This is a genomic window from Janthinobacterium sp. GW822-FHT07A03 (genome assembly GCF_058798815.1).
The window spans coordinates 229,086-242,667 of the sequence record NZ_JBXAKW010000001.1; the positions used below are offsets into that span (position 1 = coordinate 229,086).

General features: G+C 64.6%; 8 protein-coding genes. 4 read left to right on the top strand and 4 right to left on the bottom strand.

The window, feature by feature from the left end; translation table 11 throughout:
- Positions 1 to 74: 74 nt before the first annotated feature.
- Positions 75 to 623, top strand: coding sequence for an FKBP-type peptidyl-prolyl cis-trans isomerase (locus tag AC1RJW_RS01075; protein WP_493042751.1), 549 nt, complete (start codon positions 75 to 77; stop codon positions 621 to 623).
- Between the two features lie 186 nt (positions 624 to 809).
- On the opposite strand, the gene AC1RJW_RS01080 is transcribed toward AC1RJW_RS01075, so the two are convergent.
- From AC1RJW_RS01080 to AC1RJW_RS01095, 4 genes are all read right to left on the bottom strand, one after another.
- On the bottom strand, positions 810 to 1,847 hold the full coding sequence (locus tag AC1RJW_RS01080; protein ID WP_493042752.1) for a hypothetical protein: 1,038 nt from the start codon (positions 1,845 to 1,847) through the stop codon (positions 810 to 812).
- Positions 1,844 to 4,537, bottom strand: coding sequence for a DNA mismatch repair protein MutS (mutS, locus tag AC1RJW_RS01085; protein ID WP_493042753.1), 2,694 nt, complete (start codon positions 4,535 to 4,537; stop codon positions 1,844 to 1,846). Before mutS ends, AC1RJW_RS01080 begins: the two co-directional genes overlap by 4 nt.
- Positions 4,538 to 4,900: 363 nt before the next feature.
- Positions 4,901 to 5,458: a hypothetical protein gene (locus tag AC1RJW_RS01090; RefSeq protein WP_493042754.1), complete on the bottom strand. Its 558-nt coding sequence runs from the start codon at positions 5,456 to 5,458 to the stop codon at positions 4,901 to 4,903.
- On the bottom strand, positions 5,455 to 7,671 hold the full coding sequence (locus AC1RJW_RS01095) for a protein kinase domain-containing protein (protein ID WP_493042757.1): 2,217 nt from the start codon (positions 7,669 to 7,671) through the stop codon (positions 5,455 to 5,457). The genes AC1RJW_RS01090 and AC1RJW_RS01095 overlap by 4 nt, the downstream gene beginning before the upstream one ends.
- Positions 7,672 to 7,967: 296 nt before the next feature.
- Between AC1RJW_RS01095 and tssF the strand changes: the two genes are divergently transcribed.
- Genes tssF through AC1RJW_RS01110 form a run of 3 tightly spaced genes read left to right on the top strand, consistent with a single transcriptional unit; the run spans position 7,968 to position 13,582 of the window.
- A complete protein-coding gene (gene tssF, locus AC1RJW_RS01100) occupies positions 7,968 to 9,800 on the top strand; it encodes a type VI secretion system baseplate subunit TssF (RefSeq protein WP_493042759.1) in 1,833 nt (610 codons plus the stop codon).
- Entirely contained in the window at positions 9,761 to 10,789 is a 1,029-nt protein-coding gene (gene tssG, locus AC1RJW_RS01105) for a type VI secretion system baseplate subunit TssG (protein ID WP_493042761.1), read from the top strand. The genes tssF and tssG overlap by 40 nt, the downstream gene beginning before the upstream one ends.
- A 48-nt stretch (positions 10,790 to 10,837) precedes the next feature.
- A complete protein-coding gene (locus AC1RJW_RS01110; protein WP_493042763.1) occupies positions 10,838 to 13,582 on the top strand; it encodes a type VI secretion system Vgr family protein in 2,745 nt (914 codons plus the stop codon).

Sequence of the window (13,582 nt, forward strand, 5' to 3'; positions counted from 1 at the left end):
GAAATGCAGGAATGCGCCTGCCGTTGGCGGCGTGAAGGTATAATTTGCCAGCTTATACAATGAAAGGAAGCATAATGAAGATTGCCAAAAATACGGTCGTGACTGTCAACTACAAACTGTCAGACGCGCAAGACAATCTGATCGAAGACGGCCGTCAGCCGATGGTCTACCTGCACGGTGATTATGAAAACACCCTGCCGAAGATCGAAGAAGAGCTCGACGGCAAGGAAGTTGGCTATTCCAACACGATCCAGATCGAACCGGATGATGCTTTCGGTGAATACGATCCAGCCCTGGTCAAGGTCGAGCCACGCAATCGCCTGCCTGAGCCGCTGGAAGTGGGCATGCAGTTCGAAGGCATGCCGGAAAGCGATTCGCCGGACGAAGAAGCGATGATCTTCACCGTCACCGATATCGCCGACGACAAGGTTGTGCTGGATGGTAACCATCCACTGGCCGGCATCGCGCTGCGCTTCTCGCTGACCGTCGCTGACGTGCGCGCAGCCACCGACGAAGAAATCGCCCATGGCCACGTGCATGGCGCACACGGCCATGACCATGGCGATGAAGATGGTGACGAGGGTGAAGACGGCGATCACTTTCGCACCCACCCGATCCACTGAGGACTCCTGACCAAACCTACTGCGCGCAGCGGGGCGCGGCCGGCGATGCTCACCGGCTCGGCGCCCCCGTACTTACGTACGGTTGCGCTTCTCGGCCACGCCGCGCAGCTGCTCGCGACGGTTTTGTCAGGCGTCGTGACGCTGGTGGATTGAATGAATAAAGGCCGACTTCGTCGGCCTTATTTTTTATCGGCGCACAGTCGACGCCTTGGCCCTCGCTTGCGCCGATGGCCGAGTGGCACGTTGACGTACCTCAAAGAATGGCGTCTTGCCGGGCCGTACGGCGATGGCGGACCAGTCGTTGTCGATGCTGACGTGGCCCAGGTTGCCTTTCCAGCTGATTTTCGGCCCGCCAGCCCTGGCCGCGGCCTTCTTGTTCTTGCCTTCCTTGCCGTCCGCGTCGCCATCGCGCCGCGTATCGACCAATAAGACCTTGCCGCTGAACTTTTTCGCCAGGGTACGGATCTGCTTGCGCGGTCCGGCAAAGCCATCCTGTTTCGAGCTGAAGCTGGGCAGCAGCGAATTGTCGTCTTCGTCCAGCACGCCCACGTCGCCGTCCGAGAACAGCACGATGCCGTCCAGCTGCTTGCGCTGCGCCATGGCGAACAGGCGCTGCAGCCAGGAACGGTTGGCCACCAGCCGGTCTTCGAATTCGCTGTTGCGGCCTGCTTCTGGCAGGAAATGGTTGTTATTCGCGGGCAGGTTGATGGTGGCAAACAGCACGCCGCCGTATTCCCAGTGGGCGTTTTCCGCATAGCTGCGGAATTTCGCCGTCGATGACAGGCGCGACAGGGTCAGCTTGCGCTGGCCCAGGCTCTGGTCGTCGGCGAAATACACGTCGCGCAGGCGGTTCAGGCGCTCGATGGCGTTGATGCGGCCGCGCGAATTGCGGCAGTTGGCCCAGTCGCTGGCCGACAGCGAGACGATCAGCGGCGGCCCGCTGGCGTCGAGCAAGTCCTTGCGCTGGCTGTACAGCTTGTCGCTGCACGATTCGCTGGCCGCCTTGATGCCGGTGGCCACCACGAAGGAGGCATTGAAGGCGCTGGTGTCGGCGATGGCTTTTTTCAGGGGGGCATCGTCCGGCCCCGCGTTGAAGGAATGGCCCAGCACGGCAAACTCGAAGCCGGCCTGGTCGCCCGGGCCGGCCAGCGCCGCTTGCCATGGCAGGCTGGCAGCCAGCAAGCCGGCGGCCAGCAGGCATATCGAGCTGCGCCAGCAGGTCATTCGGCGGCCAGCCGTTTCAACTGATACAGCTGCTCCAGCGCATCGCGCGGCGTGAGCGCATCGGGATCGAGGTCGGCGATGGCGTCGAGCAAGGCTTGCTGCGCCGCGTTCAATGCGGCCAGCGGCGCTGCCGCCGCCTCTTCTTCCTCCTGCGCATACGGATCGGCGGAAGGCAGCGCGAACAGGTCGCGTTGCGGCGTGGCGTCCAGTGCCTGCGCTTCCAGGCGCGCCAGGTGCTTGCGCGCGGCCTTGATCACGGGTTGCGGCACGCCGGCCAGCTGCGCCACCTGCAAGCCATAGCTTTGCGAGGCGGGACCGGCTTGCACGGCGTGCAGGAAGACGATGCTGTCCTTGTGTTCGACGGCGGACAAATGCACGTTGGCGGCGCTCGGATGACTGTCCGGCAGTTGCGTCAGCTCAAAGTAGTGCGTGGCAAACAGGGTGAAACTACGGCTGGTGTCGATCAGATGGCGCGCGATGGCCCAGGCCAGGGCCAGACCGTCGAAGGTCGAGGTGCCGCGGCCCACTTCATCCATCAGCACCAGCGAGTGCTCGGTGGCGCCGTTCAGGATGGCGGCCGATTCCGTCATTTCGACCATGAAGGTCGAGCGTCCGCCCGCCAGGTCGTCGGTGGCGCCGATACGCGTGAAGATGCGGTCGATGGGGCCGATGGTGGCGGATGCGGCCGGCACGTAGCTGCCCACGTAGGCCAGCAGGGTGATCAATGCTACCTGGCGCATGAAGGTCGATTTACCGCCCATGTTCGGGCCAGTAATCAGCAGCAGGCGGCGTTCGTTGACGAGGCGGCAATCGTTGGCGATGAAGCGTTCGATCTGCTTTTCCACCACGGGGTGGCGGCCTTCGACGATGTTGATGCACGGCTCGTCGACCAGTTGCGGCGCGGCCCAGTTGTGCTGCTGCGCGTGTTCCGTCAGCGCATTCAGGGTGTCGAGCTGGGCCAGGCCTTGCGAAATCGTCTGCAAGGTGCCGATGTGCGGCGCCAGCTCGGCCAGCAGCAGGTCGTACAGCAGTTTTTCGCGCACCAGGGCCTTGTCTTGCGCGGACAGGGCCTTGTCTTCGAACACCTTGAGTTCGGGCGTGATGTAGCGCTCGGCGTTTTTCAGGGTCTGGCGGCGGCGGTAGTCGTCCGGCACCTTGTCCGTCTGGCCGTGCGTGACTTCAATATAGAAGCCGTGCACCTTGTTGTATTCGACGCGCAGGTTGGCGATGCCCGTGCGAGCGCGTTCGCGCGTTTCCAGGTCGAGCAGGAACTGGCCCGCGTTTTCCGACAGGGCGCGCAGTTCGTCCAGTTCGGCGTCGAAGCCGGTGGCAAACACGCCGCCGTCGCGCACCATGGCGGCCGGTTCCTGCGCCACGGCGCGCACCAGCAAGTCCAGGCAGGCCGTCGGTGTCGCCAGGGCCGCGTGGATGGCGGCCAGCAAGCCGCTTTCGCCGCCCTGGCCAGGTCCATAGCAACGGACCACATCGCCGCGCAGGGCCGGTAGTTGCCGCAGGCCGTCGCGCAGGGCGGCCAGGTCGCGCGGACGCGCCGACAGCAGGGCGATGCGCGTGGTGATGCGTTCGATATCGGGCACTTGCGCCAGCGTGGCGGCGAGCGGACCGGCCGCTTCGCTTTGCGCCAGCGCGGCGATGGCTTCATGGCGCGCGCGGGCCACGTTCTGGTCGCGCCGCGCATGGTGCAGCCAGTGGCGCAGCATGCGCGAACCCATGGCCGTGCGGCAATGATCCAGCAGGGAAAATAGCGTCGGCGATTCCTGGCCGCGGATGGTTTCCGTCAATTCCAGGTTGCGCCGCGTGGCCGCGTCCAGGCCGATGAATTCGCTTTCCGTTTCCGTCGTCAGCGAGCGCACGTGCTGCAGACCGCGTCCTTGCGTCGATTGCGCATAGCGCAGCAGCGCGCCAGCCGCGCCGAACGCGGCGCCAAGGCCATCGGCGCCGAAACCCGTCAAGGTTGCCACGCCCAACTGGTCGAGCAGGGCCTTGTGGCCGCCGACCACGTCGAAATGCCAGTCCGGCACGCGGTTGATGTGCGTGCCCGCGTAGTCGTCGAACAGGTTGCCATTGTCGCCGCTGAGAATTTCCGCCGGCACGATGCGCTCGAGCTCCTGCTGCAGGCGCGCGGCCACGGTGGTGCTGTCGCCGGAAAATTCCATCAGTTTCAGTGCGCCGCTGGCCAGCGACAGCCAGGCCAGGCCCGTCGTGACCGTCTTGCGCTGCGTGATGCTGCACATGGCCAGCAGCGGGCGCTCGGCCTTTTCCGGCAGCAAGTCCGCATCCGTCAGGGTGCCGGGCGTGACCACGCGCATGACCTTGCGCTCGACCGGACCCTTGCTGGTGGCCGGGTCGCCGATCTGCTCGCAGATGGCCACCGATTCGCCCAGCTTGACCAGCTTGGCCAGGTAGCCGTCGAGCGAATGAAACGGCACGCCGCACATCTTGATTGGGTTGCCGCTGGCCACGCCGCGCGCCGTCAGGGTGATGCCCAGCAGGCGCGAGGCTTTTTCCGCATCCTCGAAAAACAGCTCATAGAAATCGCCCATGCGGTAGAAGACCAGCATCGTCGGGTGGTTTTCCTTGATGCCTAGATATTGTTGCATCATGGGCGTAAGCTTTTCAGCCGAATTCTTCTTTGCCGCGGCGGCGTTGATTTCTTTTGGGGCGGTGGTCATGTGTTCTTTGTCGTTGGTCCGGCGGCAGGGAAGGCATGCCTGCCGGGCTGTGGGTGGTGCTGTGTGCGTGTCAGGCCGCGCCAGGGGGCGGAGCTTGGGTTCAAGGCCGTCATTTTACCGCTTTCGGCCGGCGGGGCGGCGTATTGCGTGCGGATGGCAAAAAGCTGGTCCGGGAACGCTGGCCTGGAGCGATTTCAGTGGCCGGGGGCTTGGCGCCGCGATGCTGGGCTACCTGGCAGGCAGCCGCCGCGCCATGGAATGGGCAGGCGGCAGGGCGGTATCTGCTTTTGATGCAGTGCCATATGGTCAATATGGCACGTACAGGGGCCATCTTGCCGCCCCAGGTTGTTTACTGATGAGAAATTAACCGCCTGTATCGCCGCCAACCGAGCTTTCCGGGTCAAACGAGAAGACGCGCAATTCCGGTTGCACGCCATCGCCGCGCATGATGCGTACGGTGATGACGAAGGACAGTTCCCAGCGGCCACTCGTCTGGCCTACGTCTAGGTTATGTTTCCATTCCTGGCGGACGCGGTGCAGATCCGGCATGGCAGGATCGCCCAGCAGGACCTGGGACTCGAAGTCCAGCGGCAAGCTATAGCAGGCGCCGATGGCTTGCAGGAATGGCGATGGCGGCGAGTAGACGGTGGCCACTTTCGGTCCAATTTGCGTCAGTTGCGGTACGCTGATGATGCAGCAGTCGATAATCTGGAAGCCGCTATAGCCGCTTTCCCTGGAGCCGCAGCAGGTGACGTCGAGATAGACATGCTGGCCTTTCTGGAAATGCACGCCGCCCATGTAGGGGCCGTGTCGCGGATCGGCCGTCCCGTCGCAGGAAGTGAAGTTGTAGTCGAGTTGGTTGGTGATTTGATCCGCATCAAAGTGCACGGATAACTTCATCCAGGGGCTTACAGGGGTCATTTTTTACTATCTCTTTCTAAGTTGATAAGAAATTGCTGGTAGCGCGCATCGCGCCGCAGGGATAAAAGATCGGGCGCAGATTCGATCAAATTGAAGGGGTAGCCGAGCTTGCTGGCCTGGATCAATGCAGTGAGCGCCTCAGTGCGTTTGCCGATCAGTTCATGCGTGAGCGCGGCCCGAAACTGCACTTCCGCCACCTTGGGCGCCAAGGCGAGTGCCTGCCCGACTCTGGCCAGCGCCTGTTCCTTCTCTCCCGCGTAGGCCTGGTAAAGTGCCATGCGTGAATTGAGCGTGATTTCGTTGGGCATGCGTTCGATCATGGGGCGCAGCAGGGCAATGGCATGTTGATAGGATTGTTTCGATGCCTGTACCTGCGCCGGTATCCAGCGTTGGGCGTCGGCCAGGTTCGCCCACAGCAGGTAGAAGCCCGGGTTGCCCTTTTTTTCGGAAACGGCATTCTCGAACGCTTGCACGGCGCCCAGATAGTCGCCCTTCGCAAACAGCGAGGTGCCCAGGTTGGTATACAGTTCCCAGTGCGGTTGCACCTGCAAGCCTTGTTGCAGCACCTGGAGCGCTTCATCGCCGCGGTTTTGCCGTAACAGGGCTGCGTTCAGGTAAGCGTAGGTACCCGGCGTCTGTGGATCCATGCGGATGCTTTTGCGGAACGCCTGTTCCGCCTGCGCGTAATCCCCCCTCTTGTAGAGCAGATGGCCGCGCTGGGAGTTGAACAGGCGTTCCTGCGGATACGCGGCGATGGCGTGGTCCGACATTTGCTCTGCGAGATCGAAATTGTGGCTGTTAAGGTACAGGCGAGTCTTGCCGTACAGACCCAGCAAATTATTCGGCTCAAGATTGAGCGAGATGGTCGCCTCGCGCAGCGCATCTTCCGTCTTGCCCTGAAATTCGTAGACCCAGGCCTGTGCCACATGGGCCAGTGCCAGCTGGTCATCCAGCGCCAGGGCTTGCCTGGCGCTGACGTCTGCCCGCTGCAGCCAGGTATCGTCGCGGCCATTGCCGATATAGCGCAGCGTGGACGCTAGCGACAGGCCTGCCGCAGCGGCAGCGTTGTTCGGATTATGCTGGAGAACGAGCGTGAATTGCTCGATGGCCAGTTTCTGGCTGGTATCGCGGTCGAACACGCGCAAGGCGTCCATGCCTGCCTTCATGCTGGCCATCTCGGAATATGCCGGGGCGCCATGGTGGCTGCGCAATGAGGCAACCAGCCCAGGTCCTTGCCAGAAACCGAGCACTAGCATCGCGACGGCGCCAGCGGCCAGCGCGGCGCGCTTGGCCGGCACCTCCAGCCTGATGGCAATCGATGCGGCTGGCTTTGCGGGCTTGACCGGTCCGGCTGCCTCTGGCGCTACGTTCGCCGTGCGGTTGTTGTCTATCCCCTTGCGCACCGCGCGCATGGTGCGCGGCCGTTCGGCCGGGTCGTGCGCCGTCATCGTGCGCACGAGGGCGTTGATGGCGGGCGGGACGGAGTCGGGCAGGTCGGGCCACGGTGCCGTCGCCTGCATGTGGGCGGCGGCCAGGGCCAGGCCGTTCAGGTGGGCGAAGTGGCGCTGGCCGGCCAGCATTTCGTACAGCATGGCGCCCAAGGCATACACGTCGCCGCGCGTGTCGGGCAGGCGGCCCATCAGGCGCTCGGGCGCCATGTAGGCGATCGTGCCCTGCAAGTCGCACAGGGTGGTCGTTTGCGTCGCTTGCGGGTCGATGTGGCGGGCCAGGCCGAAGTCGAGGATGCGCACCTTGCCGTTTGCCTCCAGCATCAGGTTCGACGGTTTCAGGTCGCCGTGCACGAGGTCCATGGCGTGCGCCTCGTCCATCGCGTCGGCGATCTGGTAGGCGATGTCGAGCGCCGACTGCAGGTCAGCCTTGCCGCTGTGCATGAACTGGCCCAGGGTCTGGCCTTCGACCAGTTCCATGACGATGGACTGGCCCGTGCCTTGGCCCTCGATGGCGAAGATGCGCACGAAGGCCGCATGCTTGAGCGAGGCGGCCAGGCGCGCTTCATTGATGAGTTTTTCGGGATGCAGCACGTCGGCTTGCGGTTTCAGCCGTTTCAGCGCCACGCTGCGGCACAGCTTGGCATCCCAGGCTTCGAATACATGGCCGAAACCGCCTTCGCCCAGCAAGCGGCGCACTTCGTAGTGCCCGCTGATCGTGTCGTCTTGCGGCGGGGTCTGACGCAGGGAGTCGAGCAGTTCCATATACCTTGGCTTCAGAGTGCATCAAGGTGCGCAGCAGGCATCGGAAAGGGTGAGTGCGATGGCTGTGTGCGCAAAATGATTGATTTTGAGTAACTTCCTGATTTAAAACGATTGTTTCGAATAAGTCAATTAATATTGACAAGGAGTGAACAAAAGTCACCATGGCGCCGTGGGCCAGGCATTGCTTGCCGATTCATGCTTGCAATCTTGTTCAAACTCAATTTTCCTTTTCCCGCTTCCCCAATAATGCAGATGGGGCTGTACCTACATGTGCGGGTCAGGCGTTGGGAGCGGGCATGGATGAGTTGTTGCAATTTTACGAGCGCGAACTGGGCACCTTGCATGCGCATAACCAGGCGTTTGCCCGGCGCTATCCGGCCATCGCGGGGGCGCTGGGCATTCAGGGCGGCGACATGGGCGACCCGCACCTGGCGCGCATGCTGCAGGCGTTTGCCATGTTCAACGCACGTACGGCCAAACGGCTGGCCGATGGTTTCGGCACCTTCAGCGAAACCTTGTTGGAAGTGAACTTTCCCCATTATTTGCGCCCGTTTCCTGCCTGCGCCATTGCGCGCATCGATAACGACCTTGCGACGGTGACCGAGCTGGCCATGATCCCGCGCGGCACGCTCATGCATGCTGCCGAGCATCAGGGCGTCACCTGCAAGTTCACCACCGTCTACGATGTCGCCGTGGCGCCGCTGCGCCTGTCCGACGTGCGCTTCCAGTCCATCGTGGCGGCGCCCCCCGCACTGCGCCTGACGCCGGACTTGGGGGCGGCGATCAGCATCACGCTCGAAGCGACGGGCGCCACAGCCACGCTGGACGGGCTGCCGCTGTCGATGCTGCGCCTGTTCCTCGACGGCGAGCCTGCGTTTTGCGCCACTTTGCGCGACAGCCTGTTCCTGCGCACGCGCCGCGCCTGTGTGGAGGTCGATGGCGCCTGGCATGCGCTGGACGCGGTGCCCTTGCATCCGGTCGGTTTTGCCGCCGAAGACGCCTTGATACCGGCCCGGGCCGCCTCGCATCCCGCCTACCGCCTGCTGGGCGAATGGTTTGCCTTCCCGGATAAATTCAATTTCCTCGACCTGGACATGGCCGCGCTGCGCCCGCTGTTGCCTCCGGCATGCCGGCGTTGCACCGTGCATCTGCTGCTGGCCGAGGTGCAGGCCGACGCGGATATCGCGCGCATCCTGCGGCCCCTGTCGGCAAGGCATCTGCTGACGGGATGCACGCCCGTCGTCAACCTGTTCCGCCAGGCGGCCAATCCCATCCGCCTGACGCACACGAGCGCCGAGCATGTGCTGCTGCCATCGGCCAGGCAGGCGCATTGCTACGATATCCACAGCGTCGACAGTGTGCAGGTGCTCGGTGAAACGGCGCAGGGCGCCACGCTGGATACGTTTTACCCGTTCTATTCGATGCGCCACGGCGAGGCGGGCGGCCGCCAGGGGCGCTACTGGGTGACGCGGCGCGACGAAGATATGGCGCTGAGCAATCCCGGCCATGACATGCGCATCGCCTTTGTCGACGGCGCCATGCAGCCGCTGCACGACGCCACGCAAACGGTGTCCATCATGCTCACTTGCAGCAACCGCGATTTGCCGAGCCGCCTGGTGTTCGGCAATGCCGCGGGCGATTTGCGCCATGACGGCGTGGCCAGCGCCTTGCCGGTGCGCCTGCTGCGCAAGCCCAGCGCGCCGTGCCGCTTCCCTGCAGGAGTGGCGTCGCACTGGCGGCTGATCGCGCAACTGTCCCTGAATCATCAATCGCTGAGCGAGCAGGGTTTGCCGCTCTTTAAGCAAATACTCGAGTTGTACAACTTGCCCGGTTCGGCCAGCGCCGCGCGCCAGATCGCGGGCATGACGGGACTGCGCCAGCGCGCCGCCAGTACCTGGCTGCAGGATGAGGCGGGCGGCAGCCTCGTCTTCGGCATCGACGTCGTGCTGTCCGTCGATGAGGAGGCCTTTGTCGGCAGCGGCTTGCATGCGTTTGCCCAGGTGATTGAACGTTTTCTCGGGCTGTACGTGCACCTGGGCTCGTTTACCCGCCTGATCGTCTTGTCACAGAAGACTGGAAAGGAGTTGCTGTGCTGCCTGCCCCGCAATGGAAACCAGGCGCTGGTGTAATCGCGCGCCTGCTGGCCGACCCGTCCGGCACCGGCTTCTTTCAGGCGGTGCGGCTGCTGTCTGCCTGGCTGATGCAGCAGGGCATCTCGCAGGAGCAGGTGTTTCACGATTGCCTGCGCCTGCATGGCAGCGCATCGCTGTCGTTTGCGCCGGGAGAAATCGAACAGCTGTGGCTGGAGCCGCAGGCGGACGGCGATATGCAGGTGCATGTGCGAGCGGCAATGCTGGGTTTCCTGGGCGTGCATGGCAGCTTGCCGCTGCACTACACGGAAACGCTCGCCCGCCACGAACGGCAAACGGGCGATGGCGGTCCCCGTGACTGGCTCGATACGCTGTCGCAGCGCGCGCTGGTCCTGTTTTACCAGGCCTGGGCCCGCTACCGCATCGAATGCCAGACGGATGCCGACGGCGGCGATTTCCTGCCCCTGCAACTGGCCCTGGCCGGTGCCTGGCCTGTCGAGGTGGCGCGGCAGGAGGATGGCTTGCCTGCGCATGTGCTGGCCCATTACGCGGCCTTGCTGCGGCATCGGCCCGTGGCGGCCGACGTGATGCAGGCGGTGCTGGCCGAGTATTTCGGCGTGCCCGTGCGCATGCAGCGTTTTGTGGGCGCCTGGTTCCGGCGCGCGCCGCAGGAGCGCACCCTGCTGGCCACCGCGCACGCGCGGCTGGGGCACGGCGCCATGCTGGGCGAACGCTGCCGGCGCGCCGACTTGCGCGTGCGCCTGGTGCTGGGGCCGCTGGCGCGCCGTGTCTACGAGGATTTCTTGCCCGGCCGGCCAGGCGCGCTGGCCCTGCGCCAGATGCTGGCGCTGTTCGGCTTGCCCGGCGTGGGTTTCGAGATACGCTTGGTACTGCGGCGGGAAGACGTGCGCACCTGCGTGCTGGGCACGGGCGCCTGCCTGGCGCAGGATGCCTTTCTGGCCGGCAAGCTGCCGGCCCGTGAGCGTGACGACATGCATTACGACATACGATTCGATGGTTCCGCCTGAGATCGCCATGCATGTTGTACCCCGATGACTGCTGGAAGGAAGAAAACCATGGAAGACTTCGCGCAATGGATGGCCGTGGACAAGGCCTTGACTGCGAATAACCGCGCCTTGCGGCTGCGCCTCGCCTACCCGGATGGCAGCAATGAGGATGTCTTGCTGCCGCAGCGCATCAGCGGCAGCGAGGCCATCTGTGGCGGTCTGGAATACCGCATCCTGTGCGTCGCCACCGAAGCGCGCTTGCCGCTGAAACAGTTCATCGCCGTGCCGGCCGAGTTGCAGATCGTGACGGACCAGGGGCAATTGCGCAGGGTCTGCGGCATCGTCGCCGAAGCGTGCGCGGGGCAGAGCGATGGCGGGCTGGCCACCTATCAGCTGGTGCTGCGCGACGGCCTGGCCTTGATGGAAAAGCGCGTCAATACGCGCGTGTTTCGCGACAAGCACGAATTGCAGATCGTGCAGCTGCTGGTTGAGGAATGGCGGCAGGGCAATAGCGTGCTCGCCGCCAGCCTGGATCTGTCCATCGATGCGGCGCTGGCGGCGCGCAGCTTGCCCGTGCGCGAATTCACGATGCAGCACAATGAATCCGATGCCGCCTTTATCCGCCGCCTGCTCAGGCGCCGCGGCATTGCCTGGTGCTTCCAGGCGGGCGCGCCGTCCGGTCCGAACGCCGCCACCACGCCCGTGCATGCCCTGCTGCTGTTCGACGACGCCAGCCGCCTGGCGGAAAATGCGGCGGGCACGGTGCGCTATCACCGCGATGACGCCACCGAGGAAAGGGACGCCGTGACGGCCTGGAGCGCCGTGCGCCGCTTGCAAGCAGGAAAATCCGAACGTTACAGCTGGGACGATGGCCACCCGCACAGTCCGCAGTTCATGGCCACGCAGTCTCACGGCGGCGCAGATCAGGGCGGGAATGGCAATCGCCTGGCGGCCAGTCTCGACGACTATATCGTGGAGCCGCCGCTGGCCGCCGGCAGCAATGACGAATTGCGGCAACTGGGCCAGCTGGCGATGGCGCGTCACGATTTGGACAGCAAGTGTTTCCAGGGAGAAGGCTGCGTGCGCGACTTTTGCGCGGGCCAATGGTTCAGCCTGGAAGGGCATGCCGATATCGACAGCCACCCGGTGGCCGAGCGCAGTTTCGTCATCACGGCCTTGAGCGTGGCTGCCAGCAATAACTTGCCGACAGGCCTGGATGCCAGGGTCGGGCGCCTGTTTGCGCAGAGCGGCTGGCAGTGCGATGCTGCTCTGGCACAAGGGGCAGGCGCCGATGGCCAGGCGGCCTTGCGCTACCGCAACCGTTTTACCTGTGTGCGGCGCGGCATCGCCATCGTGCCCGCTTTTGACCCGCGCAGCGATTTCCCCGTCGTCCGCCTGCAAAGCGCGCTGGTCGTCGGGCCCGCCGGCGAAGAAGTGCATTGCGATGCGCTGGGGCGCGTCAAGGTGCGTTTTGGCGCCACGCGCGCCCTGGACCACGCGCATGCCAGCGGCTCCGGCGCCTCCGGTACGGAGCGCGATTCGGCCTGGGTGCGCGTAGCATCGAGCTGGACCGGCAATGGCCCGGGCAGCGGTAGCCAATGCGGCACCTTGAGCTTGCCGCGCATCGGCGCGGAAGTGCTGATCGATTTTCTCGGCGGCGACCCGGACCGGCCCATCATCGTGGGCCAGCTGTACAACGCCGTGGGCGTGCCGCCGGGCTTGAGCGCGCGCGGCGCCTTGCCGGGCAACCGTTACCTGTCCGGCATGCGCAGCCGCGAAGTGCGGGGCGGGCGCGGCAACCAGCTGTGCTTTGACGACACGCCGTCGCAGATCAGCGCGCAGCTGGCCAGCGACCAGGCGGCCACGCAATTGAACCTCGGCTACCTGACCGAGCCGCGCAGCGACGGGGCAGGTCTGCAGCGCGGCGACGGCTTTGAATTGCGCAGCGACGCCAGCGGCAGCGTGCGCACGGCCCGTTCGCTGTTGATTTCGGCCTGGAAACAGCTGGGCGCCAGCGGCAAGCAGCTCGACGGCAGCGAGCATGCCGCCGTGATGAAAGAGTGCCTGGAATTGTTGACCTCCCTGGGCGAGTTTGCCGCCCAGCACCAGGCGCTGGCACTGGACGCGGCCGGCAGCAAGGCGCTGGGAGCCGCGATTGCCGCCGACCAGCCCGCCGTCAGCATCACGGCGCCCGAGGGTGTGGCGCTGAGTACCCCCCAAACCATCAGCGGCAACGCGGGCGCGAATATCGACCTGGTGGCCCAGCAGCATCTGCAACTGAGCGCGGCCCAGCGCTGCAACGTCAACGGGGGCAAGGGTATTTCCCTGTTCGCGCACAAGGACGGTATCGTGCAGGTGGCCCACTTCGGCAAGTTTTTGTTGCAAAGCCAGCACGACCTGCTGCAGGCGGATGCCGCCAAGGACATCCGCCTGACGGCAGGCACGCGCCTGGTCGGCATGGCGCAGGACGAAATCACCTTCATGACGGCGGGCGGCGCCTACCTGAAACTGTCCGGCGGTGCGGTGGAACTGGGCGGTCCCGGCGCGCTGACGGTGAAGACCGATGGCCACCACTGGAACGGCCCGGGCAGCATGAAGGCGGAACTGCCCACCTTCGGCGAAGGCGAGCTGGGCCGCGTGCCGCGCTTGCTGCGTCCCACCGACGGTTTGCCCGTCGAAGGTGTGGAAGTGCACATCGAGCGCGAAGGCGGCAGTCCCGTGACTGGCGTCAGCGGAGCTGACGGGCGCGGGCCGAAGGTGGCGACCGATCACCTGCAGCGGCTGAAGGGATTCTTCTTCCGCCGCCGTTCCTGA